26 protein-coding genes are annotated in these 26,154 nt (G+C 35.5%); 3 read left to right on the top strand and 23 right to left on the bottom strand.

Features of this window, described 5'->3' with window-relative positions:
* Nucleotides 1-24 precede the first annotated feature (24 nt).
* The 19 genes from BTO23_RS16985 to BTO23_RS17075 all read right to left on the bottom strand — a co-directional run bounded on the left by BTO23_RS16985 (nucleotide 25) and on the right by BTO23_RS17075 (nucleotide 16,697).
* Nucleotides 25-1,101 (bottom strand): phosphatase PAP2 family protein, encoded by a 1,077-nt coding sequence (locus BTO23_RS16985; protein ID WP_060992795.1) that lies wholly within the window; start codon nucleotides 1,099-1,101, stop codon nucleotides 25-27.
* Between the two features lie 16 nt (nucleotides 1,102-1,117).
* A complete protein-coding gene (locus BTO23_RS16990) occupies nucleotides 1,118-1,759 on the bottom strand; it encodes an OmpA family protein (protein ID WP_105064114.1) in 642 nt (213 codons plus the stop codon).
* Between the two features lie 34 nt (nucleotides 1,760-1,793).
* Entirely contained in the window at nucleotides 1,794-3,059 is a 1,266-nt protein-coding gene (locus tag BTO23_RS16995) for a TadE/TadG family type IV pilus assembly protein (protein ID WP_105064115.1), read from the bottom strand.
* A 2-nt stretch (nucleotides 3,060-3,061) separates the two neighbouring features.
* On the bottom strand, nucleotides 3,062-3,601 hold the full coding sequence (tadF, locus tag BTO23_RS17000) for a tight adherence pilus pseudopilin TadF (protein ID WP_061004218.1): 540 nt from the start codon (nucleotides 3,599-3,601) through the stop codon (nucleotides 3,062-3,064).
* Complete coding sequence (locus BTO23_RS17005; RefSeq protein WP_060992791.1) at nucleotides 3,585-4,073, bottom strand: TadE family protein; 489 nt, start codon at nucleotides 4,071-4,073, stop codon at nucleotides 3,585-3,587. Before BTO23_RS17005 ends, tadF begins: the two co-directional genes overlap by 17 nt.
* Nucleotides 4,063-4,821, bottom strand: a complete 759-nt coding sequence (locus tag BTO23_RS17010; RefSeq protein WP_060992790.1) for a tetratricopeptide repeat protein — start codon at nucleotides 4,819-4,821, stop codon at nucleotides 4,063-4,065. Before BTO23_RS17010 ends, BTO23_RS17005 begins: the two co-directional genes overlap by 11 nt.
* Entirely contained in the window at nucleotides 4,811-5,689 is an 879-nt protein-coding gene (locus BTO23_RS17015) for a type II secretion system F family protein (RefSeq protein ID WP_060992789.1), read from the bottom strand. Before BTO23_RS17015 ends, BTO23_RS17010 begins: the two co-directional genes overlap by 11 nt.
* Entirely contained in the window at nucleotides 5,686-6,597 is a 912-nt protein-coding gene (locus BTO23_RS17020) for a type II secretion system F family protein (protein ID WP_060992788.1), read from the bottom strand. The genes BTO23_RS17015 and BTO23_RS17020 overlap by 4 nt, the downstream gene beginning before the upstream one ends.
* Nucleotides 6,594-7,880 carry a TadA family conjugal transfer-associated ATPase gene (locus BTO23_RS17025; protein ID WP_060992787.1) on the bottom strand — a complete coding sequence of 429 codons (1,287 nt, stop codon included), beginning with the start codon at nucleotides 7,878-7,880 and terminating at the stop codon, nucleotides 6,594-6,596. The genes BTO23_RS17020 and BTO23_RS17025 overlap by 4 nt, the downstream gene beginning before the upstream one ends.
* On the bottom strand, nucleotides 7,877-9,097 hold the full coding sequence (locus tag BTO23_RS17030; protein WP_061029155.1) for a CpaE/TadZ family protein: 1,221 nt from the start codon (nucleotides 9,095-9,097) through the stop codon (nucleotides 7,877-7,879). Before BTO23_RS17030 ends, BTO23_RS17025 begins: the two co-directional genes overlap by 4 nt.
* 1 nt (nucleotide 9,098) lies before the next feature.
* Nucleotides 9,099-9,608, bottom strand: a complete 510-nt coding sequence (locus BTO23_RS17035) for a hypothetical protein (protein ID WP_060992785.1) — start codon at nucleotides 9,606-9,608, stop codon at nucleotides 9,099-9,101.
* Nucleotides 9,605-10,933: a type II and III secretion system protein family protein gene (locus tag BTO23_RS17040; RefSeq protein WP_060992784.1), complete on the bottom strand. Its 1,329-nt coding sequence runs from the start codon at nucleotides 10,931-10,933 to the stop codon at nucleotides 9,605-9,607. The genes BTO23_RS17035 and BTO23_RS17040 overlap by 4 nt, the downstream gene beginning before the upstream one ends.
* Nucleotides 10,934-10,943: 10 nt before the next feature.
* Nucleotides 10,944-11,723, bottom strand: a complete 780-nt coding sequence (cpaB, locus tag BTO23_RS17045) for a Flp pilus assembly protein CpaB (protein WP_060992783.1) — start codon at nucleotides 11,721-11,723, stop codon at nucleotides 10,944-10,946.
* Between the two features lie 8 nt (nucleotides 11,724-11,731).
* Nucleotides 11,732-12,166 (bottom strand): A24 family peptidase, encoded by a 435-nt coding sequence (locus BTO23_RS17050; protein ID WP_060992782.1) that lies wholly within the window; start codon nucleotides 12,164-12,166, stop codon nucleotides 11,732-11,734.
* Between the two features lie 10 nt (nucleotides 12,167-12,176).
* A complete protein-coding gene (locus tag BTO23_RS17055) occupies nucleotides 12,177-12,386 on the bottom strand; it encodes a Flp family type IVb pilin (RefSeq protein WP_060992781.1) in 210 nt (69 codons plus the stop codon).
* A 420-nt stretch (nucleotides 12,387-12,806) separates the two neighbouring features.
* Nucleotides 12,807-13,127 carry an Hpt domain-containing protein gene (locus BTO23_RS17060; protein WP_060992780.1) on the bottom strand — a complete coding sequence of 107 codons (321 nt, stop codon included), beginning with the start codon at nucleotides 13,125-13,127 and terminating at the stop codon, nucleotides 12,807-12,809.
* The gene (locus tag BTO23_RS17065) at nucleotides 13,102-14,250 is read right to left on the bottom strand and encodes an EAL domain-containing response regulator (protein WP_061004214.1); all 1,149 of its coding nucleotides are present in this window, start codon (nucleotides 14,248-14,250) and stop codon (nucleotides 13,102-13,104) included. Before BTO23_RS17065 ends, BTO23_RS17060 begins: the two co-directional genes overlap by 26 nt.
* On the bottom strand, nucleotides 14,240-15,130 hold the full coding sequence (locus BTO23_RS17070; RefSeq protein ID WP_060992778.1) for a helix-turn-helix transcriptional regulator: 891 nt from the start codon (nucleotides 15,128-15,130) through the stop codon (nucleotides 14,240-14,242). Before BTO23_RS17070 ends, BTO23_RS17065 begins: the two co-directional genes overlap by 11 nt.
* A 424-nt stretch (nucleotides 15,131-15,554) precedes the next feature.
* A complete protein-coding gene (locus BTO23_RS17075) occupies nucleotides 15,555-16,697 on the bottom strand; it encodes an ABC transporter substrate-binding protein (RefSeq protein WP_105064116.1) in 1,143 nt (380 codons plus the stop codon).
* A 129-nt stretch (nucleotides 16,698-16,826) separates the two neighbouring features.
* Between BTO23_RS17075 and BTO23_RS17080 the strand changes: the two genes are divergently transcribed.
* From BTO23_RS17080 to BTO23_RS17090, 3 genes are all read left to right on the top strand, one after another.
* The gene (locus tag BTO23_RS17080; RefSeq protein WP_105064117.1) at nucleotides 16,827-17,726 is read left to right on the top strand and encodes a LysR family transcriptional regulator; all 900 of its coding nucleotides are present in this window, start codon (nucleotides 16,827-16,829) and stop codon (nucleotides 17,724-17,726) included.
* Between the two features lie 120 nt (nucleotides 17,727-17,846).
* Entirely contained in the window at nucleotides 17,847-19,286 is a 1,440-nt protein-coding gene (locus BTO23_RS17085; RefSeq protein ID WP_105064118.1) for a DUF1254 domain-containing protein, read from the top strand.
* Nucleotides 19,287-19,335: 49 nt separating this feature from the next.
* The gene (locus tag BTO23_RS17090) at nucleotides 19,336-20,874 is read left to right on the top strand and encodes a sulfatase-like hydrolase/transferase (RefSeq protein WP_060992774.1); all 1,539 of its coding nucleotides are present in this window, start codon (nucleotides 19,336-19,338) and stop codon (nucleotides 20,872-20,874) included.
* A gap of 67 nt (nucleotides 20,875-20,941) precedes the next feature.
* Here BTO23_RS17090 and BTO23_RS17095 read toward each other — a convergent pair whose 3' ends face one another.
* The 4 genes from BTO23_RS17095 to BTO23_RS17110 all read right to left on the bottom strand — a co-directional run bounded on the left by BTO23_RS17095 (nucleotide 20,942) and on the right by BTO23_RS17110 (nucleotide 26,140).
* A complete protein-coding gene (locus BTO23_RS17095) occupies nucleotides 20,942-22,360 on the bottom strand; it encodes a sensor histidine kinase (protein ID WP_061004206.1) in 1,419 nt (472 codons plus the stop codon).
* On the bottom strand, nucleotides 22,348-23,034 hold the full coding sequence (locus tag BTO23_RS17100; RefSeq protein WP_060992772.1) for a response regulator transcription factor: 687 nt from the start codon (nucleotides 23,032-23,034) through the stop codon (nucleotides 22,348-22,350). The genes BTO23_RS17095 and BTO23_RS17100 overlap by 13 nt, the downstream gene beginning before the upstream one ends.
* 117 nt (nucleotides 23,035-23,151) lie before the next feature.
* Nucleotides 23,152-24,729, bottom strand: coding sequence for a phosphoethanolamine transferase (locus BTO23_RS17105; protein WP_425427822.1), 1,578 nt, complete (start codon nucleotides 24,727-24,729; stop codon nucleotides 23,152-23,154).
* Between the two features lie 175 nt (nucleotides 24,730-24,904).
* Nucleotides 24,905-26,140 (bottom strand): OmpP1/FadL family transporter, encoded by a 1,236-nt coding sequence (locus BTO23_RS17110; protein WP_105064119.1) that lies wholly within the window; start codon nucleotides 26,138-26,140, stop codon nucleotides 24,905-24,907.
* Nucleotides 26,141-26,154 lie beyond the last annotated feature (14 nt).

Genomic DNA, 26,154 nt, shown 5'->3' on the forward strand with positions numbered 1-26,154 from the left:
GAGTAATACATTACTCTCTTTTTTTTACCTTAAAATAGACTTAGACCCACAAAGATACCAAATAACTACCGTGATAGGGCCGCTGACCAAACCATCAACGGCATAATGCCAACCTAATGTAAATGAGCCGATATATATTATAAAACTGAAACACCAAAAGATGATCCCTAATTTCCGATTTATAGAACCAACCCCTAATGCCATAAGCACAGACATAGATACATGCATACTTGGCATCGCAGAAATACCACTCCCTAGAATTTCTTTACCAGTAGAATAAGATGTCCATAAATTATCTTGAGTATTTAAGGACCAAATCAAAAGGCTTGGAACATGTTGTTGTATCCACCTATCTTGTTGATGTAGTAATGCCATTAATGGTTCATAGCTTGTATGATCAGGAGCTAACCGTCCAATAAACGTCGGACCCACAGAAGAAAATAACAGCGCTAACAAATTTCCAATAACAATCCAGCACAACAACCAAGCCAAAACATAGCGTCTTCTATTTTGCCCATTTTGAGTGACTAAAAATGTAATTAAAACGCCGTAAACCAAAAAAAACCACACATTATAAGCAAAATCTAACCCTAAAGTTACCCAAGGAGATTGATACAAATTATGAATTAACCTCCAAGGTTCATTTCCTAAAAATAACCATAGGTCCATTTGACGAAGACTTTCATCAAATTCAAATGGATGAAGTACAGGTATCATCGCTTTAAACGTTGAATAATAAGATGAAAAAACGCTAATAACTACAAGTAATAAAAAAGCAGATATAATTTGATACCGTTGCTCATAGAAAAAGATAATTTGTTGCCAAAAACAGTATAATGGTCTTTTTTCTTTACGATAAACTAAAACAATGAAATACCCTATGCTTCCAATAATAAATGACAATTGAAGAACCGTCGGTAATAATAATAAATAGCCAATAAGTTGGCTTTTTGTATCATAACCATTAAGGTTAGCAATAATTGTGACCGTTATACTGAAGATAATGATCAAACCATAAATTATTTTATCTGCTTTTATGTTCTTATAAATATCTAAGAAATTGCTTTTCCAATGTTCCTTATTAGCAAGTTGATTTAACATTCGAATTCCTTTCTTACTATAATTTTTCTATTTCAACTCGACGATTCTTCTCTCGCCCAACGGATGTGGTATTTTTTTCTACTGGCTCTAGTTCCCCTTTTGAGATCGGCGTTAACCTTTTAGGATCAGCACCATGTGCGACAAGATATTTAACTGTTGCATAAGAACGTTTTAGTCCTAATTCATAGTTATAATCTTTACTTCCTTTTGAATCCGTGTGGCCGATTACATTTAACTTAGTGCTTTTCTCTTCAATTTGAGTAAATAGTTGGCCTAACACGTATTCAGAACGTTTTGTTAATGTCGCTTTATCAAAATTAAAATAAACACGAGCAAGTACCTCTTTATTATTTGTAGTCACTGTTGATGATTGGCTTAACAAAAACTCTGAACAATTGGCATTAATATCCATACTATCCAATTCATGACGAATAAAAGAGGCTTCTGGTGTTACTGGCTCAATTTGTTGAATTTGAGAGAAACCACCTTGATTAAGAGAGACTTTAACTCCCTCACCAACTTGTATCTCTTTTTGATACTCACTATCAGAAGACCCACAATAAAGTAAAAGAGATTGATTTAACGTGTTGTTATCTTGCGCATATACATTAAATGATGCACTTACAAAAAGGGCGACTACTGTAAAATATTTATTCATTGCTTAATTCTCTATCTTGCGTGAAATACACGATTTATTTTAAATGACCAATTTCTTCACTGATTAATTCAAGAATTGTATTTTGAATATCATCAGCATCCTCTGCTTTATAAACATTCTCTGCACCAACACAATCTCTTAGTGCTTGGTTTGAATAAGGGTCATAATCAAATCCAATAACCGCCATTTGAGCTCTAATTGGTCTATTATCTGGGGTTGTATCTGACTCTAAACCTTGTTGAATATCACGACACATTCCAGCTGCAACTAGTCCATTAGCGATGCCTTTTTCATTATCGTCCCCATCAGAAAGTACGATAAGTAACCGACGAGAATTAGTTCCTTCTCCAAGTAATTGCGCCCCTCGGATTAAAGCTTGATATGAGGCTGTCCCTCCTTCAGGCCAAAATCGACTTATTTCTTGATTAGCAGAATCAAAATCAGAAGTCAGCGGAATATCATTAAAGCGACCATATCTATAGCTTCTACAAGCACTTTTCGTTTTTTCAATCCAAAGATTAGAAACAGTAGCGCTATATGACATGCCCCCCCAACCACTAGAAACACCTTGTTCAAGGTAACACCAATCGTCATCCCACCAATTATTAGAAGAGCCGGCATATTTAGAATAGGTATAGACATTATAAGCGGACACCCCCACGGTGTTGTCGTTATCGTTGTGCTCTAAATCATTAAACTTCTGCAGTTCATCAGAGATATTTTTAATTATCTCAATGAGATCTTGATATTTTCTATTTCCTCCAGACCAACGATCCTCCATTGAACCTGAAAAATCAGCTGCAAACATAACATCAACAGCCTCACTCTGATATTTACGCGCTAGAGAATGGCCTGTTGTGGTAAAGCTTTCTCCCATACCGACAATCGCATCATTCCCAGGAAACCAAGATTTTTGTGTGGTTTGTACACCAACTTCATGTTCAAAATAGCGAGGCTCTCCTATCGCTAAGCCGGCGCTGCATTCAGGGATCTCTTCACAACTACGCTTATAGACTTTGATACTTTGAATCGTATCTACGTCGCTAATATAGGCATTAATATAATCCGTCACTATTTGTCGATTGGTTGAACTTGCAGAGCCACCACTACTATTCCCCTGATCGGGGTCGTTATGAGCAGAAATAGCAAGCGTAGCTACTTCTGCGGCATCTTCAATTCTTGCTTTTGTTTGAATGGCTCTCGCCCCATCACTGGCTAATGTAAAAATACCAAATAACGCAGGGATCATCATGGCAAACAGAATTGCCGCATGTCCTTTTTGGTGCTTCCTTAATCTCATAATTATCTTCCAATCATGATGGATGACGAACTCACATCCGTATAAGACTCATCAACCAATGAACCAAACATATTATCTGTCTGATAACAAAGCGTAACTCGATATAACGTTGCTTGTCGTGTCCAAGTAGTAACAACAGAAAGATCATCATACTGGTCAATGGTTTGAGATAATGTGCACGCATAAGAACCTAAATTATAACGCTTTGGTGCATTTGGATTCCCAATGCTTCGAAACGTTAATTCCTCAACAACAGCACCAAAATTACTGTCTTTGTAACTGGCTTGCATACGACGAAGTGAGTTTTGAGCGATGGTATATATCGTATCAGCTTCGCTTCGTGTGATTGAATAATCTTCGTCATACAACTGAGTTCGCTCTTTTAATACATTAACTAAGGAATACGACAAGCGATCGAGCTTGCCTCTAATGGAGAGCTTAATAATCACATCGGCACTAAACACAAACATAATGCTCAGCGCTATCCCCACAATCGCAAATTCAACAGTAAAATTTCCTCGCTGTTTAAATTTCAAAGGCATCACGTTCATACTCCTGAATAACAATCACTTCGCGACTAAAAAGGCTTTCAGTATCAACAAAATAAGTAAAAATAGATGAGAACCGGTAATCGATGCGATACACAGCTAATGCTCTATCATCAGCATTTCCGCATTCAGCACTAACTTCATCCTTCGGAACCACACATGGATTAACTAACCCACCGAGTTCGCTTACACTATCAAGATATTGAATCGACATCGTAAACTTATTAGGGTCGACCACACTCCCCCATAGCGATTGATTCGTATTAATTGCTTGATTAAAAGAATCCAAATAATCGGCTTCTTTTGTTTTAGATTCACGAGCTGATTCAGATACAATCAAATCACTAATTGCTGAAATATAAGACATATAGCTCATTTCAACCCATGCCATACAAATCAACCAAAATGCCATAAAACCAAGAACAAACTCGATACTGGCCGTTCCTTTATTTTTACTAATCTTCATTGCTACTCTCTACCTCAGTAGGGACAACATCTAAACGTTGAAGCTCTGTGTTTCTTAATGCGTTATAACGCTTTGATATTTGACGCTCAGTATATTTAGGAGACAGTACTTTCTGCATAAACTCTAATTCCCCCGATTTCGCCATAGCGAGCATTAAATTAGATTGGACTAATGGATCATTTTGATCCTTCATATATAAATGCAATAAACGATTATTTGCTTGGTCATATTTCCCTTCGATAATATCGAGAACCGCTAAATTATTTTTGATTTTACTGTCGTTATATAAATGCTTTCTCGCTAACGTAAAATAATGCCTTGCTTGCGGAATGTCTTTTTTAGCGGCATAGATAATGCCAAGTAGATTCTCTACCTCCGCATTATTTTTATCAGTCTGATATATCTTCAGGGCAGTATTTAGAGCTTCATCAACCATTCCTAGCTCTAATTGCGCGTTCGCTTCTACTAAAAAAGAGGATACAGAACGAGAATCTTCATCAAGAGAGCTAATCGTAAATAATGCGGAATCTGGATCCCCTGAATTTAAATACGTTTGCGCTAACTTCTCTCGAGTTTCTTCACTTTCGTTTTTCTTTAACTGCTCTTTATAAAAAACAATCAACTCTGGATAGTTTTCCGTATTAATGAGAATTTTTTCTTTTGCGCTTTGAGTATCAACGCCTGAACTTGTTACGCATCCTGCTAAGCTCAATAACATTAGCCCGATAGCTATATTTTTAATAAACACCTGACATCATCCTCATTATTCCTGGCGCAGCAATTAGAATTACTACGGGTATCATTATGAATAAAATCAGTGGAACCGACATTTTAGCCGCTAACTTACCCACTTTTTCTTCTAATGAAAGTAACCGTACATTACGAATATCCGCGGCTAAGGTATTCAAAATTCCATAAATTGAACTTCCGTAATGTAAGCTTTGTTTTAACGTCATGACGAAGCTTCGCATTTCATTTGTTGGTACCTTGATGTATAACTCATCCAACGCAACACTTAATCCGACAATGCGAGCACGATCATTAGTACGACTCACCATATACGCTAAATCTTTATCAAAACCGCGCATTTCTTTAGCAAGGTAGGCCATTGATGACTCAATAGTCATGCCCGTATGCACACACATCGCTAATAGATCGAGTAAATAAGGCAACTGCCCAGACAACTTCTCTTGCAACGATTTAATTCTAAAATTGAGGATTGCATCAGGTACCGAGATACAAATAACTAACCAAATACACATAAAAGCGATTAATTGCTTTTGATCTGTGTTATCCCCTAGACTCCAATAAATTGCACCAAAACCTAATAGCACCGCTGTATACTTAGCGGGCATGTAAATATGGGCCCATTTAAACTGATAGAAACCTGCAGAATAAAATTTTCGTTCTATGTCATCAGCATTAGTTGATACCGAGCTCGGTAAGAATTTTTCAACTTTATCAGCCATGTTTTCAGTACGATCAAAAACATCATTATCTACCAACAGTTTTCGTAATACTTTTTTCTGTAACACTATTTGGTATAACAACCAAAATAGTAAGGATAAACCTGACGTAATAATTATTAAAAATAATGCCATTGATGGCGAGATCATGAACGCACCCCTTTCATTAATAGCCAGATAGTCAATATACCTATCGACTCACTAATTAATACATAATATAAAATTGGTCTTCCATCAGGATTAAACATAACGTATTCATAGTTTTCTGGGCTTAAATATTGCAGCATGAATAAAAATATAAATGGAATTGCAGCAACAATTTTTGCCGATGTTCTCGCTTCAGATGTCAGTGCATATTTCTTTTTTTCAATGGCTCGAGCCCCAAACATTAAACGGTTTAAGCGAGTCATAATTTCTTTTAATTGCCCACCTCGCTCCATACTGGTGCGTAATGTAATGACAAAAAATTGAAATGAAGGGTAAGGAAAACGCATGCATGATTTTCTAAAAACAGTATCTGCTGATTCACCTAATTGAAGCTGTTCCCCCATTCGTTTAAATTCATTCCCTACTTTTCCATCAAGAGAATCACCAACAAATATAATGGCGTGCATGATCCCCTCACCAGAACTTACAGCACTAGAAAGCATATTTAATGCATCAGGAAATGAATCTTCAAATCTCTTTTTTTCGCGTTTAGCAAGCCATAACACACCAGCAAAAATACCACCAACTTCCACAATTGTAATAACAACAATGACGTTGCCTTGAATGAAATTTTGATTAATATAAATGCCAAGCAAGACCATCACTATGCAATAAATGGCAATTTTTATATTTGCATATACATCGATTTGTTGATGTGTGTTTTTAATAAATCGTAATAATTTCTGACCTATTTCTTCATCAGATAAAGAGGCCAACTTTACGGCTTGACGACCATCATCGAGTATTGAGTTAGAAGACGTATCGAGATGTTCACGGTATCTTTTGTTGTAAGTAAAGATCACATACAACATTAAACACCCACCAAGAATTAAAGCCATTCCATAAATCATGCGCTCTCATCCATCTTATTAAAAGCGGCATTTAGCTGTTGTTCTAAACCAAAAAATCTCGCTTTTTCTACTAATACAGACCGCTGCATTATCCCTGCGGTAGAATAATGACCTAATATTTTTCCATCATGACCATGTTGGCCAGAAGATTGAAACTTATACAATTCTTCTAAAACAACGTTATTTCCTTCAAGACCAACCACTTCAGTAATGCTCATTACTTTTCGACTGCCATCATGTAATCGACTGATTTGAATAACTAAATCCACTGCACTTACTATGGTTCGTCTAATTGCTTCCAATGGAAGGTTATTGCTAGCCATCATAACCATCGCTTCTACACGCGCCATCGCATCACGAGGAGTATTGGCGTGTAATGTAGACATAGAACCATCATGACCTGTGTTCATTGCTTGAAGCATTTCAAACGCTTCTCCGCCACGACACTCCCCAACAACGATACGATCAGGACGCATACGTAAGGCGTTAATCACAAGATCTCGCTGGGTAATGGCTCCTGTACCTTCAATGCCTGAATTACGTGTTTCTAAACGAACTACATGTGGTTGCAGCAATTTAAGCTCAGCCGCATCTTCAATTGTGATGATCCTTTCTTTCTCTGAAATAAATTGAGAAAGTGCATTCAACATGGTGGTTTTGCCTGAGCCTGTACCGCCAGAAATCAAAATATTCAAACGACAACGCGAAGCTATCATTAAAATCTGAGCCATCTCAGGACTTAATGCACCAAATTCAGTCAACTTATCTAAGCCAATGCTGTCTTTTTTAAATTTTCGAATTGACATAGAAGTGCCATCGATAGCAATCGGAGGTATGACGATATTGACACGACTTCCATCCTGTAATCGCGCATCACACGTCGGTGAAGAGTCATCAACACGACGCCCCACTTGAGAAGCAATTCGCTTAGCTATGTGAATTAACTGCTCTTCATCAATAAAGCTTACAGGGGCTATCTCAACCAAACCATTACGTTCAATAAAGATTTGGTTATATCCATTGATCATAATGTCACTGATTGATTCATCTTCCATTAATACTTGTAATGGACCAAGGCCTTGTAATTCATTAACAAGGCTAGTTACAAATTCAGTACGAATAATAGTACTAACAGACCAACCTTGTCGCTCTATAAGTAAATCAATAGCACCACTAAGTTGTTTACTTAACTCCTCTTTTGACAAAGAGTTAACTGCCTCTGCTTCTAAAGCTTCAAAGATTTGATTACGAATTTCAATATAAATTAATTTATGCTGATTCATAATGACATTCTCTGCGTTAAACGTTTAAATAAACTAGGTCGCTTTAATGTCTCTCCAAGCAATAAAGCAGTAATGCTGTTAAGGCTTAGACTTATTGGCATATTTTTTGAAAATACACTTTCCCCGAGTAGCAAAGCACTGCCAATTTTAGGTTCAAATGGACAAATCACATCGACATTTTTTCCGATATGTTTTTTTATGTCTTTCAAATCAACCGTTGAATATTTCTCTGGTTTCGTATTATTCACCACAATAATAAAACGCATTGCTAGTTTTTTTTCTTTTACAGAGCTTAATACTCGTGAAGCTTCTCTCAGGCTTGATACTGTTTGATCAATAACTAATACCACAACATCAATGTCTGTTTCTTTAGTCAAGAAGTGTATTTTCTCACTTGCAGAACCAGACAAATCTTCAATAATAAAATTGGTTTGCAGTGCGAGTTGATTGGTTAAAACATGAATATATTCTCGGCACTCTTCGACAGATAAATTATCTGACTCGATCGCTAATAAAGAAAGCATATCATTCACTTTCGTTGTCATGCCCTCTGCATATTCAGGGTCTAAATTACTAACCAACATACCAGGAGCTAATTTTCGTCTCGCAAACTGTTTAAGCCCTAGCATAATGTCAAGGTTACCACCGCTAAAATTATGATCGATAACCATGCATGAACTATTACGTCTTTCTGATAACTCTTTACTTATCTCAGCGGTTAACATAGATGTGCCTACCCCGCCTTTTGAACCCAATACAACAATTCTCTTTGCTTGGCGACTTTTACTTATTTGATTATTTTTTGTGAAATCATCATTCACACCTTTGATAAAGTCGATCAACTCTAGTTTGGTAATTGGCCAAAATAGATAGTAATAACCCATTGCTCTTAGGCTACGGATCGTAGAAATTGAATTTTCACTACCAACAACAATAACAGAAGCACTATGTGGTAACTGGTGGCTGATCTGTTCTATATCTGTTGTAATATTGGTACTCTCGTTTAACTCAATCATAATAATATGATCGGTAAACTCTTGTGCGTTATCACGAATGGCATCGTCGCTGTACTTAAAAACAATCGGAGCTGTAATGCCTTCAAAACGAAAAACTTCTTCCATTAACTCTCGAAATTTCTCAGTTTGATAGAATAAAATTAATGCCAATTTTTTTTCTTCATTCACCGGTAAGTTCATTGAACTTGCTAGATCAAACATGTTATTCACCGCTTTCTGTATTTGAATTGGTTTTTTCTAATAGCATTTTTTGAGGATTCACCATTGAAGACCAACGAGCATTTTCGACAAAACAGCCACTACTTACGTTCCCTATCGTGCCAATGTTGGCATATTCACAGGTTGAAACTTGAACTTTATGTGTAACAAGAGAAAGCTTAATATCAAAATGAGAGACCTTTTTCTCTTCATTACTAAGGATAATTAATTCCTTATTTACTCCATTTTTAAGCAGCTCTTTGTTAATCTTGTCTGCCCATTTTTTACCTTTAGTGCTAAACCAACTGATCTTGACCCCATGATTCAATATCTCGTTTTCATACTTATCAAAAAACGCCGACAGTTTACCGTCTGATTCTTTAGATTTAGATAACGCGATAGAGAAGGTAACTGGATATACATCAATTTCTGGTCCAAAACGTTCGTTTACTTTTTCTACACAACCAATCATTAAAACTAGCGGCAGAAACAACACATATTTCCAGTTCATCATTTCTTAAACCCTCCAGTGGCTAGTAATTCTTTTGCCCATTTGTCACTGGCAGTAATATAAGAATCTTCTATTGCGAAGAAACGACTTAATGTGGTTGTTTTCTTCATCGTTGGCAGTTGAATTTGAGAAGGATGGATCGGTTGCACTAAATTTACTGTTGCAACAATGATCAATTCTGTTTTGTTTCTCTCAGTCACAGAATGACGAAATAGCGCTCCTAAAATAGGGATATCACCTATGAATGGGACTTTTTGTAAACTTTCTTTATCTTCAGAGTTTAATAACCCACCAAGAACGAAGCTTTGACCATCCCCTAACTCCACCGTTGTACGCGCTCGGCGTGTTTTTAATGCAGGAAGATCATAAGAGTCATTTTCATATTGAGTATCTAAAGAACTAACTTCTGGCACTAAAGCAAGAGTGATTTTGTCATCCTTCTTTACCTTCGCCATTAGTTCAAGACGCACACCAAACTCTTTATAAACAACGTTAGTACTGTTATTTACACTCGTAACTACAGGCAGCTCACCACCAACAAGGAAACTTGCACTCTCACCTGAAATAACCGATAAGTTAGGCTCTGCGAGTATTTGCCCTACAGAATCATTTCCAATTGCAGATATTACCGACATGATGTCGGATGAACTGAAACTTGTTAAAGGCTGAACAAATACACCAGGGACACTAGCACTACTGCCGTATTGAATACCTATATCCTCAAGAAAAGATTGAGAAACTTCAGCAATAGATATTTTCACATTCACTTGTTTGGTTACCGCTACAACAATATTATTTACAATACCTTTATATTGGTGACGTTCCATAAATTGAACTTCGTAATCTTGCTCTTCTGTATCAAATTCAAACTGAAAATCTTTACTATTCTTTTCTAATAGCTCACCAACAATAGTATTAATTTCATCTTTTTCTTGTTCATTTGATACCGTACCGCTTAATACAACCTGCTTACCGACATTAAATATGTCTACAGCTGTATCTGGATATTTCACAGAAATATATTGTTGTATATCTGCTAGGCTTTTATTGACCATTATTTTTTTACTTGAAAGCGTATCCCCTTTTTCGCCAAAAATAAAAACAGAACTTGTCCCTATCTTTTTCCCATAAATAACAACTTTACGTTTATCAATTACTTGGTAATCTGCAACCTTAGGATCAGAAAGAAAAACAGAAGAGATATCCTGATTGACTGATATCGTTCTTGCTCCACCTTCAGACATATTAATAAGACCAGCAGCATTCGCAAAAACAGAAATCGATAATAAACTCAATGTAATTATAGATTGGTAGTATTTATTTATCATTGTATTACCCTCACTTAATTACCACTTTATTTGCGCGATATTCTGTAATTGAGTTGAAGTCTTTTAGAATATCTCCCGCGTCGGCTTGTAAATCACTAGAGTCATATTTTCCAATTGATTTATATACTTCAATGCTCGCTATTTCTTTCGCTACAATTAACTTAGTTGCTTGCTCTCTGGTTAATTCTAAAATTAAATTAACGGTTTCTGTTTCAACATCATTGCGTTCCTTTTTAACAGTACGCTTAACCTTTAATACTTTTACACCAGAAAATATTGGTGTAATTGAAACTGACTTTTTCACATTTCTATTTGTGTTACTCATGTTTTTAGTCGATGCCAAAGCAAGAATATCAACAATGGTTCCACTTCGAATAACGCCACCAGTAATTGATGAAGGATCTACGGTGAGCGGGAAAGGAACTCTCTCAGGAGCGATAACATAATCAATGTAGCCATCATCGTTAGGGGCAATTAAGTCATTCATTGATAGATAATCCCCTTTATTTAGAGTATTTCTAAACACGGTTCCTGGTTTTAGTTCTATCGCTACGTCTTCAAAAAAGCCAAGAGAATTCGCTTTTTCCTCAGAAATAGACTCAATTGATAACATACGACGGTCAATTTCTTCGCTCAGTTCCACATCTTTTTTTAAACGCCAAACTTTAATTTTCACTTCTTTAGTTGGTTGTATGTTTATAGGATTTGGCATAGATAAGTTATTCACTAATCCGTACAAACCAAATAGGATAGTCGCTATCGCGAGTACCATTATTATTTTAACTTTCATTATTTACCTTAAATTGATGCTGCAATACCAAATAAGTAACCAATACAAATAGGGACACCATAAGGGACACCATTTACTTTTCCATCTGATTTATATTCATTCCAAATTAATTGGCACAGTGCTACAACACCTCCAAGTAATAAAATGATGGTAATAACTAACAATTGATACTTTGGATTAACTGCTATTGAAAAAGCAACAGCAAGTTTTACATCTCCTGCTGCAATAATATTCAATAAAAAGAGAAAGAATCCTGTAACAAGTATTATCACTGGACATAATATATTATTAAAATTATCCGTAATGATCCCAAACAAAATACAAATGATAAACACAGCCATGCATGCTCTGTTAGAAATAACCCTTTTAGTAATATCTTGATAGCATATAAACAAAGAAATGGTGGTTAATAAAAACCACCAAACTATTAAAAAATCATCCACTTAACGATGATTAACTTGTCACATTGGCAGAATCAATATTGCTTGAAATTGTTCCCATAGCACCAACTAAAGCATCTTTAAGGGTGCCATTGAACATCAATAAAACAATTGCAGAAATAGAAACACCGATGATTGCATATTCAATCGCAGTAACACCACGTTGATCATTTTTAAAATTTTCGAACGCCATTTGAGAACGAACTACAAGTTGAGTTAGCATTTTATAACCTTAATGTTGAATTTTCACTTTACAAAAAAATAATCATTTACTTTTTTACGATTTATATTTGTTAATACTGACTAGTATTTGGAATCAATGTATCAACAAACTGAAGACATCATAATAATCTGATATAAAAATGAATAAGGCATATTTTTTTAATATAAAGATAAAAATGCTAATAAATGTAATTTAGCCTTATCTAACAAATAGATACGATCGATGTCACACTTTTAACCGTGAAAATAAAAATTAAACAACTGTGTATTTTGTTAATAAATGTAACAGTAAAAAATCAATTTATAATAAATTAGAAATTTATGACGTGAATACTCATTACCTACAACGTAACAAAATTATTTTTCATTAAAAAATAGGTATAAAAAAAGCATGACAAATATCATGCTTTAGAGTAATTAATCAAATAATAAAGTTTTCATTTTTCAAAATATTTTCGTATTCTTTATTTAACGTTGTCTTTATTAAGTCAAAGGTCATTATTTGATGGTAATTTTCTAATCTGCTGCATATTTCATGCATTCGATTTAACCCTCCATAACTAGATATTCCTTTAATTGCATGAATTGTATCTCTAATCTTTTCATGATCGGTAGAATCAAGTTCATTTTGGAGGCTTTCTTTGATCATCATTTTAAAAAACAAAGCATCTGATGTGGTATTTCTTGTACTCGTACCATTCTCAAAATCAACCACATTAAACTCTTGAAGTCTCTGACTCATAATTTTCAATCCATTTATTTATGTCTGCAGATGTCATTAATGGTGATAAATAATCACCTTGTAAAAACTTAAGTCCCTGCTCGATCAGCTTATCCTTTACACCATCATTATTAACATCATAAATCACCATACCATTATCACTGATTGATAATGCATTACATATATGCAACCTACTCGATGTTGGGATATTATGATCCATAGTTACCCTAGCTAAAGGTAACTCTTTATAAGCATCCGATATATATGTTTTATTACACTGCTCACAGAAATTAATTGATACACCAATACCAATGTCTTTTAGCATTTTCGTATTTTCAACGAGCTTAGTTCTATCATCTATCTTGTCGTGACAATCAATCACAAAAACAATTTTATTAGAAGGGATACGAAGTTTTCTATTCAAAAGATACCCTATAAATTCATCATCACAAATTATTTTTAGTGGTACTCGTAAGTTTAGTTTGAATTCATCATTCATATTATCAAAATATTCACAAACTTCATCAAACAACATAGACACAGATAATCTCATGAAATTTAATAGTTTTTTCATATCATCAATTTTTGGCATGAATACATTCTGAGAAACAGAACTATCCTCCTTATTCTTCCATTGAATAAAGACTTCAGCTCCAATAGTGACTCTATCTTGTATGTTAACTTGGGGTTGATAATACAACTCAACTAACGAATTTTTATTACATCCTGTAAAACACTCTTTTTTTTCTTCTAATTCCTGTAAAGAAAAGTTCTCAATCGATTTAATAATATCTTCTGATGATATTGGTTTCCTATATGAATTAATAATATTGACACCGCTGACTTCAGCAAGATTCATTATTTTCTCAAGTATATTCATTTTAACAGAAGACACGATAACAATAGGTATGTTGTAATTATTCATAGAAAGAACATTAATTAAATCAAATCCACTACCATCAGGCATTATTATATCTGTAATTATCCCATTGATTTTTATATTGCTTTTTATTATTTTTTCTACATCGTAACTATTTTCTGCTTCTATAATATTGACTTCATCATTAAACCTTTTCTTTATAATGTAAGAAATTACTTTCCTTGAGAATTCGATATCATCTACAATTATGATGTTACTTTTCATATTCTTTCCTTCTAAATCCGACAAGAAAATACAATGCCTCTCTAGAACTGTTGATATCAAACTTCGTTAATTCAGAAATTTTCAAATTTTTTCCATCATAAGACTCATTATATTTAACTTTAGATTTAAGCTTTAGAAAAAGCTTATGTATGTTTTTTTCAAATGACGACATATACAATTTAGATTCAATGTTTGGAATATCTAAGAATTTATTTAAAATATTCCCAAGAATGAATCTCAAGGTGGTAAGTGTTGAAGCATGAAATGAAATCACAAATGGATGACTTCCTGAATATGACTCTATTTTTGATAGTTCAATAGTGTCACCTACAATGTCTTTTATGAAGTCAGGTTCGATATAAAGAGTGATTGAATGAGCAATTATCCTTTGGTTGTATTTACAAATAATTATTTCTGCATTGAATTTTTCGATGAGCATTTTAATGACGTGATCTTTCTTGCCTGATTGTAATGAATCAAGAATTCTCTTTACATAAACATCATTATTTTCAATCAATTCCACTTCATTGACAAAATCAATCACCTCATCAATATTAGTACGGTTAAGGTAATAAGAATAAAAATCATTTACAGATTCCGTATAGTAATCACTAATAAAGTAATCTTCGGCATCTATCTTCGGTAACTCTATATCAAGTTTTATAATCTCATCAATGGGATCGACGCCAAGCAATCGATATATCTCAATTTGTTTTCTAAATGGGGGAATTGTTATCCCTCTCTCCCATCGGCTAAAAGTAACATTATCTAATTTCTTCAGATTAGATGAATTATTACTCAATAAATCGACCATGAACTCTTGAGTAATACCACTTTTCAATCTATATTTTTTTAAAATTTGCTCAAATAAATTCTTCATACAAATGAACTAATCCTCTACCTAGCTTAAGGGTAATACTTTATATTTTTAACACACATAGCATTTGAAAATTTAATATAAATTAAAATGCCTAGATTAAAATTATTCTATAGAAGTTCATATGAAAGTTAAATAACATTATTGATATAATTAACTGTTAAATATGAGATTTTAAGTATGAACCAATGATTTCATAACATGAATATAAATTTAAGATATCAAAATTATTCTAAATTAGATTCAACATAGAAAGAATTGTTTTATTAAAATATAAAAAATCAATGGGGCAGATCTCAATTTAAAGTTTAAACGGTCTTTTTTTTGAGACGGAATTTTGAAGGGGATCTTTAATAATTTGAAAAAAAGAGCAAGCAATATTGATATTACGCCTGTATATTGCTCGCTCTTTCATTTAAGTTTTATATTATTTTCCGTAACGGACTAACCATTCTTTTTCTAACGCTAACTGCCAACTTGGATGTGGTTCAGCTAATGATTTAAACAATTTGGTCTTTTTTGCTGAGCCCGTTAGGTATTGTGATTGTAAGACAGATGGATCGCCCCAAACACTTAAATCCCCTTTACGAGATTGTGCTTCAGGGCTCAGTAAAAAATTAATCGCTACTTGAGCGCCCTCTTTTGCTGATGCATTCCAAGGAATAGCTAAAAAATGGATATTTGATAGTGCGCCCGCTTCCATAGCATAAGCTTCTGTGCTGTCGGCTAGCTTACCACTTGCTTGTGCTGAGAATACTTCATTTGGATTAAACGTAACCGCAAGATCAATTTGATCGTCATCTAATAGCTGCAGTGATTGTGCTGTACCTGATGGGAACTGCTTTCCTTTACGCCATGCGTTTTGATGAAGCTCGTCCAGATACATCCATAATGGTTGTGTGATTCCAGCAAAATTTGCTTGCTCCACAGGCTTCATTAATTGCGGATTATTATTTGTCAGTTCAATCAATAGTGCTTTTAAGAAACTCGTTCCATGAAACTCAGGTGGTTTTGGGTAAGTAATTCGATTTGGGAAAGCCTTACTGTAACTAAGTAATTCAGCAAAAGATTGTGGCGGATTACTTAAGGTTTGTCTGTCATGAATAAACACAAGTTGACCAACGCCCCACGGGGCTTCCAAACCTAATGTAGGTTCAGAAAAATCACTGTCTACGGGTAAGGTTTTATTTACATATTCCCAACTTGGTAAGTCTTTAGTAAATGGGCCAAACAATAATTTATTATTCTTCATAGATTTAAAGTTTTCACCATTAATCCAAACCATATCAACGCTTCCACCCTCGTTTTTACCTGCTGTTTTTTCTGCAATCAAACGAGATGTGCTTTCTGCAATATCAGCAACCTTCACATGCTTTAAAGTAACGCCATACTGACGTTGTAGCTCTTTATCCGCCCAACGAAGATAATTATTTATCTCTTGGCTTCCTCCCCAAGCATGAAAATAGACAGTTTGCCCTTTCGCTTTTTGTTCTATATCTTTCCATGTATCAGCAGCATTAACACCAAAAGAAAGAATTACACTATTGAGCAATAATAACCACTTTTTCATCTTTTTTTCCTTTATCCATTAAAGAGTATTTTTATTATGTTCGTCCCGATTATAGTGTATAACTAATGATTATTCAGAGCTTTGTGGTTATATTTAATAATCAAAACATCAATACGAAGATGGGTATAAATGCATAATAAAGATCTTAATTTACTCAGATTACTTATCATTCTTAATGAAGAAAGACAGACCGTTTTAGCGGCAAAAAGAATGAATTTAAGTCAACCAACTATCAGTATTATGTTAAAAAAACTGCGTGACCAATTTGATGATCCCTTATTCATTAGAGATAAGAATAATCTAGTTCCTACCATCAAGTGTTTGGATATTTTATCCACACTACCTAATCTGCTAACTCAGCTTGATAAACTATACAGTGACAATACTGAATGGGATATCTCTCAACTTAATGGTGAATTACATTTACTGATATCTCCTCCATTGATATCCACTCTTGGCGCTCAGTTAATAAAGAAACTGACATTGTTAGCCCCTGCTCTCACGGTTCAATGCTCGCATTGGGACATCAATACACCACAAAAATTGGAAACGAACCCTCATCAACATTTTGGTATTACTTATTTACCAATGGAAACCAATAAAACATTGATGGAGCAAGAAGTGGGAGCCGATGAATTTGCTTTTGTGGTTCATAATGATCACCCAATAACTGAAATCACTATTGAAGAAGTTCTCGTTTATCCCGTCGCTATCTGCCTGATCCCTGGAGTTACCGGTCCTTCTAAAGCTGAACAGTTGATCCGCAGTTTTAAATTAAAGAAAAACATTAGTCTTAGAACCAGTGATATTACGCTAATGACAACCTTGATGGCTGAAAGTAAATACATTGGTATTATGCCGCGCTCTTTAGAAGAATCTATTGGTGAGAAATTTCGTTTTTTATCCATTCCTCATTCACTTGTTCCTAAAGGTTATCAACGTAAAATTGCCTTTTTTAGCCACCAAACCAACAGAAAACAGCCTCTGACTGAGTGGCTTTTGACTGAAACCAAACGTTTTCTCTCTTAATCTTAACTATTCATTTTTCAAATCTAAAAACACTCTCTATTAAAAATAGTAATAGAGAGTATAGGAACAATTTTTTAGTAAAAAACGTAAGATGACTCTATATATTGAGAGGAGTCGCTAATGTTTAAAAAACAGTTCACCGCTACTATTATCGCCACTATTTTAATGAGTTCTTTGAGTATTAATGCTCAAGAAGTAAAATCAACAACACTGAGTCCTGCCGCTCAAATCCATCAAAATCAAGCCTCAACATGGCTAAATCAAGAAAGCTATATTTTGGCGACTAATGCCTATTTATGGGGTTCAACTTTAGTTCGTATGGAGCAGGTTGCTCGCCAATATACGGATATGTCTCAGCCACAAAATGACACGAGTTATCGTGCGCCTTTAAATCATTTTGGTCATGCTCGTCGCCTACCAACAGATCAAGACACTGACATGCCGACCGCCAATCGAGACACCTTATATTCAAGTGCCGTTGTTGATGTGTCTAAAGAACCTATGATCTTATCGACACCTACTGTTAATAATCGCTACTTTGTAATTAATATGTTCGATATGTGGCATAACCTCTTCAAGTATGTCGGCACACGCACTACAGGCGACAATGCACAAGAAATTATGATTGTTCCTCCTCATTGGCAAGGGAATATTCCAAAAGGCATGGCAGTAGTTGAAGCTCCAACGACCAAGGTATGGTTATGGGGTAGAACTCAAGTCTTTGGTGAGAAAGATTACCCAACAGTTCATACCATACAAGATCAATATAAATTAACCCCATTAAGTCAATACCTCTCTCAAGATGCATCTGATTTTATTTCACCCACATTATCACCAAGAGCAGGAAAACCGGATGACCCACTACGTTTTTACGAAGAGCTCGGCACATATTTAACAGCAAACCCTATTCCTGAACGTCAGCAAGCATTGCTTGGTCAATTTAATAAGATTGGGTTAAGTAAAGATGGATTTGATCGTTCCAAATTAACGCCATCAATGAAAATTCAGCTTGAAAAAGCAGTGAAAGATGGCCAACAAATTGTAGCAAATCAAACATCTAACCCTGTCACAATGAAAATGAAAGATGGGTGGTATTACTCTTTTGTTTTGGACCAATTTGGTGACGACAATGCATTACGTTCACTCATTTCTCATCCTTATCTTGGAGGGCAAGGCGCAAAAGAAGCCATGTACCCAATTACCTATACTGATGCCAAAGGCCAACTATTATCGGGTAATACCCAATACACGATGCATTTTAAAGATAAGCCACCAGTGGGTTCCTTTTGGTCAGTTACGGTTTATGACGCAAAAACAAAAATGTTAATTAGCAATGATATCCGTCGTTTCAATATTAATGATCAAACGCCGATTCAGAAAAATAAAGACGGCTCTTTTGATTTAGTTCTGTCCCATAAAAAACCAACCGACAGTAAGCAACTCGCCAATTGGTTGCCAACTGCTGAAGGTAACTTTTATGCCATTACTCGTTTGTACATCCCATCCCAAGATATCTTAGATATGAAATGGACAGTACCACCGATTAACCCAATCAAATAAATGCTAAATCTAGCTCGAAACCTCTATTTTTATTCATAGGTACTTTAATATGAAAACCAAAACCATAGCTAAAACAGCGATTGCACTGGCTGTCACCTCTTTTGGTGCACATGCAGCTCAAACGCAACCTAACATTGTTACTATCATGATTGATGATGTTAGCCCAATGGATATTTCTGCCTATCACCGTGGTCTGGGCGCAATTGAAACACCAAACATTGACCGTATAGCAAAACGCGGCATGATGGTAAGTGATTACTACGCTCAAGGCAGCTCAACCGCTGGACGAAGCGCTTTTATTACCGGTCAATATCCATTTAGAACTGGCTTAACAACAGTTGGTCAACCTGGTTCTAATATTGGTCTACAAAAAGAAGACCCTACTTTAGCTGATATGTTGAAAGCCAAAGGCTACGACACGATTCATGTTGGTAAAAGTCACCTAGGGGATCGCAATAAATTCTTACCTACCGTACATGGATTTGATGAATTCTACGGCTTCTTATACCACCTAAATGTAATGGAAATGCCTGAGCAACCAAACTTCCCGAAAGATCCTAATTTTGTTGGCCGCCCACGTAACATGATCCACAGTTTTGCAACCAATAAATATGATAAAACTGAACAGCCTCGTTGGGGCGAAATAGGTAAACAGCGCATAGAAGATAAAGGGCCTCTAGGGTCTGAGCGCATGAAAGTCATTGATGATGAGTTTGTGCAATTCTCTACCGATTGGTTAGACAAACATGAAGCCAATACACCTGATAAGCCTTTCTTTATGTGGTTTAACCCATCACGTATGCATCAGCAAATACATGTAAAAGACGAGTACTTAGGCGCAAGCGGTCACACTGAATATTTTGATGCACTAAAAGAATTAGATGATCAAATCGGTGTTCTATTAAACAAATTAGATGATCTTGGTGAGACTGATAATACCATCATCATGTTTACTGCCGATAACGGTATTAACCTTGATCACTGGCCAATGGCTGGCACGGCTTCGTTCCGTGGACAAAAAGGCACAACATGGGATGGTGCATTCCGAGTTCCTATGTTAATTAGCTGGCCTGGACATATCCCTGAAGGAGAATATACCAGCGGCTTTATGACTTCTGAAGATTGGGTTCCAACTCTAATGGCAGCAGCTACGGGTGATACTACCGTTAAGCAAGATCTTCTTAAAGGCAAGAAAATTGGTGATACTAAATATAAAGTTCATCTCGATGGTTATAACCAAATGGATATGCTAACCAATAAAGGCCCAAGTAAACGTAATGAATTTTTCTATTACAACGAGCAAGATTTAAACGCTGTTCGCGTGGGTGATTGGAAAGTACACCTGAAGACCAAAACAGAATGGACTGAACCAGCAAAAGCATGGCCTTTAGGTATTATCCTTGATATTAAAGCCGATCCTTATGAGCGCAGTGTTGATACGAATGGTTGGTTCTTGTGGATGAAAGAGCGTTCTTGGATTGTCCCAACATTACAAAAATCAATTGTAGAATATAAAAAGTCTCTAAAGACCTTTCCACCACGCCAGAAATCCGGTGGAATTGGTATGTCAGATACGTCGGTAAAATAATAATTACCTGACAGTGACTCCATAAGAAAAAAATAAAAAGAGGAGCATGCAACTCCTCTTTTTATTTTTATAACCCAATAACCACACTAAACGTAATCACTTGTTCATCGTTATAATCTACAGATAAATCATAGCCATTTAGTTGTGCAACATTCTTTACTATCGACAATCCTAAACCATGTCTTTCTGTATGAGTTCGCGAGCTATCTACCTGATAAAGCGGCTTAAATAAGTTGTCTATATTCTCTTGAGTTAACTTATTTGATGTCGTATTTTTAATAGCTAAAATTACGTTATCTTTATCATCGTTAGCCATAGATGCCACGATTTTCGTATCCTCTACACCATAAAATAATGCGTTATCCAATAGATTTTTCACTATCGTTTCGATACTAAACTTATCGACATAAATGATTGGTGATGCTAAAGAAGAAACAAATACAACTCTATTATCTATATCCGAATACTTAAATTTTAGCTCTGAACTGATCTCTTCCGCTAACGTTCTAATATCGACTTCTTGCTTTTCAATATAATAATGTCCCGATGTACTTTGATTCAATGCCATCAACTTATTGACGATATTTTTCATATTATGCGCAATGGATAAGACATCTTCCTTATAAGTTTCTGAAATACGAATATCATCAGGAAAACGAATATTCATCTCACTCAAGCTGATGATCTCAGCAATTGGCGTTTTAAGCTCATGAGCGATATCAGAAGAAAGACGCTTCTCATTCGCAACATTTTGAATATTTAACTCAATGTATCGATTTAACTCTTTTCTAATTGGCGCTATTTCTCTACTCTCTTTCGGATTTATCTTTATCTGTTGTGCATGAGCGTCTAGTTCTGAAATCTCTTTATTTAATAAATAAAGTGAATCTAGTTCTTTATCGACAACTTTAATTACAACAAATCTCACCCCGAAAATTGCCGTTATAAACACAAATAACAACGATAAATCAGCAATCAATAATATGTTACTGACTCTTTGATTTGAGATAGCTAACGTCAGGTACATAGTGTCGATATAGGTTACATCAGCTGGATTAACATCTGATGACAATTGAGGCTGAAAACGAGCAGAAATGGCCTTTCCCATGCTGCCATCAGGCAATCTAATCTTAAAAATACGGCTACCATGCGTAGGAACGTCTTTGTATTTCAAATCAACATCATCAAAATAAGCAAGTGATTGAGACTTCGCGAAAGTCTCTTCCTCTAACCAAATCTGAAAATATTGAGCATTATCTTTACGCTCAAATTGGGGCATAAAACCAGTATGATATTCAAATTCAATTTCATCACTTTCGACTTCAACCAGTGATTTTAAATAGTTTGATTTTTCAACTAACGCATCATCGAATTGCTGATCAACCCAAGCATCAAGAATGAAATCCAACGATAAGAAAACCACCAATAAAATTACGCCAATAATCACGGTTAATGCATTAACTAATCTGTTTTTTATTGAGTACATGAGTTTTTTTCCAAATAATAACCAAAACCACGTTTGTTTTTAATTGGCAACTCACCGCCTAATACTTTTACCTTTTTACGCACAGAAGAGAGGTGTGACTCTATGGTATTTTTCGATAATGAATCAAACGAACCAACGACATAATTGCTGATATTTTCAGTCGTTATGACTTGGTTTTTAGATAAGAATAAGCACTCAATAATCTTGTACTCATTTTTAGTAAGATCGATGAGTTGCTCAGAAAACTCCAACTCTTTTTTGGCAAGATCGAGTGTAAAGTCACCCAACCTAATATCATCATCGCTATTTTTAACCACACCTCTTCGTGCCACCGTTAAAATACGAGCGTGTAACTCATCAAAAGAAAAAGGTTTCACTAGATAATCATCCGCACCGGACAATAAGCCTTCAACACGATCTTCAGGTTGTGATCTTGCCGATAAGATAATCACTTTTACGTCATTACCCATCTTTCGAATACTTTTTAATAACGTAATGCCATCAACATTAGGAAGCATTAAATCAAGAATAATAAAGTCGTACTCATTAGTGATAGCCATTGATAAGCCTATTGAACCATCTCCGGTTTCATCAATCGTAAAACCAAGATTACTTAACCCGACGACTAAACTACGTCGCAAGTGTGCAGAGTCTTCAATCAAAAGTATTTTCATTATCTAGTACCACGTTATTCTTGAGATTAAGCATTATCCAACGATAATAACAAAAAATAGGCTAACCATTGTTATGGTTAACCTATTTCTTTCTACTTTAATTATAGCTGCGTTTTGTTAGCTTTGAATTGCCATGATGTCTAACGCATTATCTTTCGCATCCGTTTTCACGCCATACAAGCCAAGCATGGTATGGAACAAGTTATCATGCGAGTATTGACCCGTTGCAGCTTTCTCAATGACACTTTTTTTATCAATGCCTTTTTGGTTTGCATAGTCATCACTCATCCAGATGTACCAAGGCACATGGGTTTGCTCTTTAGGTGCAATCATATAAGGTGCACCATGAAGGTATAAACCATTCTCACCCAGTGATTCTCCGTGGTCTGATATATACAGCATCACAACATTGTATTTATCAGAATATGTTTTTAGTTTTTCGATAGTTTGAGCGATCACATAGTCAGTATAAACAAGCGTGTTGTCATACACATTGGTGATCTCTTCATCACTGCAATTTTCAATATCACTGCGATTACATGCAGGAGAAAACACCGCTATATTATCAGGATAGCGTTTCCAATACGTTGGCCCATGGCTGCCAATCATATGCAGAGCATACAGTTGGTCCCCTTTACTATTTTGAATTCGCTGATCAAGTCCTTTAAGTAATATTTCATCATAACAACTTGAGCCATTACATAATTTAGCGTCTGCATTATCCGCAATCATCTCTTTTTCAATGTTCTTAGCAACGGCTTTATCACCACCATCATTATCAACCCATACGGATTTCACCCCAGCATGAGTCAGTACATCTAATACGTCATCTTGATTGTTAGCACGTTCTTTATTGTAATTGGTGCGCGGCATATTCGAGAACATGCAAGGTAAAGAATGAGCCGTTGCGGTACCACAAGAACTGACATTTTGAAACGCAATCAAACCTAGATCTTTGGTGTATGGATTTGTTTCTCTTGAGTATCCATTATAAGCACTGTTTTGAGCGCGAGCCGTTTCTCCAACTAACACAACCATTAGGGTTGGTTTACCATTCTTCGCTGGGATAATTTGCGCATCTTCGCCGATCGTTATATATTCTAACGGCTCGGTCAGGTACGTATTATTGATGTATTTAACTGTATTAAACGCATCCGCAGGATTAATCATTTTATTAAGGTATGAGTTATTTCGGCCAATTGACGCGTAATCTTTAAAGTAAAAGACGGAGATAAGCAACATACCGACAATAGCAACACTAATTAATGCCGCACGATGAAAAATCTCTTTTGACCAAGAGACATTACGTACTATTTTCACTTTAAGTAGTAATAAAACGGGAACAATACCGAAGGCAATCAAATAAAAAATAGACGCACTACTTAAATAAGATGAAGCTTCGTCTACATTACTTTCGAACACGTTTTCTATCATTGCGTAATCAAACATGGTGTTGTATTGCAAAGCTGCATAAAACGCCATCGCTGATGTTATGGTTAAAATAACAACAATACTTTTAAATAGGTAAGGAAAAGCAATAAGCGAGAAAATGATAATAAAAACACAAGTAAGAAGCGCAGGAGTCATAAACAAAAAGATGCTTTGACCTTGGGATAGCTCATAAATTTTTTCATTAATTGGGTAGTTAAAAACCACAGAAAAATAAAGCGAAACAACCGTTATCAACGTCACCATGTTCAGGGTTATTTTTTGATTTTTAATTTTTGACAACAAATTCAACAACACAAGGATACCTTCAGGATCTTTAAGAATGAAATAAGTGTCACATATCAAACTTAAGATTCACTGAAGATAAACTTATGATTTACTGCACTTCATTACTTCACTGAATGATTAATGCGAAATTTGGTTATTTAAACGACATATTTAGAGTTATGCCAATAAACTGATTCGAATTATCAAATTGGCCAATAACTCCATTATTGTTGATCTCTGGATCACCATAATCTACGTAGCTATAATAGGTGTTAAAAGAAATATCCTTTTTCCATTGATAGGTAGCTCCTACACTGTATCTATGCTGTGTATCCACAGGGAGATCTAGCCCTTGAGATTCAGGTTCATCAAGTGGTGAACTTGCGTATCCAATCCCTGATTCTAAACGTAACCTTGATGTTAGTTGATAACGAGCACCAATGGCTGCTGTCCATACATCTTCAAAGTTTCTCTCTATTTGTGATATACGATTACCATCATTAATTGAGATAGTCGTGGAATCATTATCACTCCATTGCTCGAAGCCTACACTCCACACTAAGCTCAATGGATTAGTAAGTTGATGTAAACCTGAAACTTCAACTTGACGAGGATTGAGAACGTTTAAGCCTGTATCTCCCGACTTAGCTGATATATCTTTATCTATTGTTCCCGGGATTGGCCCAGGAATAGGAACGGAAACCGTCATCGTATTACTACTAAATAATCCTGTAAGATCATGATTCATACGTGAACGATAGGCGATACCTAAACGGTTATTCTCATCAATCTGATACATCAGACCCAAGTTATAGCCCAGAGTCCAACTGTCAGTCTCAATATTACCTTGTCCGTATAACAAGCTCTCTTCAAAACTAGCGTAATCAATTTGTAATCCACCACCAATAGATAGCTTATTATTTACTTGATAAGACACACTTGGGTTAAATTGAATTACCGACAATTTCAAATCATTTAAGGTTAATGCCCCCGCATAATCAGTTCCATAGTTAAGCGCACTTCCTCCTTGAGCTGATACACTCATTCCTAAATGGACATCATCATTCAACTGGTGGACGTAATAGATCGACCCGTAAGGTTGAATACCACCTGCATTATCACTGTCTAGACTTGAGTCTGTATCGTCATGATAATAAATACCCAAATCCATCACTGCGGCATTAACGCTTAATGCATCCCCCTCAATATAACTCATGCCTGCGGGGTTCGAATAAGCCACGGAAGCATTTTCAGCTAATGCTGCACTGCCTGCCCCTGCTGTACTGACTGTCATTTTACTCATTTCTTGTACTAAGGTTCCGGCAGCATTGGCTTGAAAGGTCAACACTAAAGTAGAACTTAGTAGTATTAATGAATAGTTTTTTTTCATTATTAATTCTCTAA

Origin of the sequence: Aliivibrio sifiae, assembly GCF_002954715.1 — a bacterium.
Classification (GTDB): domain Bacteria; phylum Pseudomonadota; class Gammaproteobacteria; order Enterobacterales; family Vibrionaceae; genus Aliivibrio; species Aliivibrio sifiae.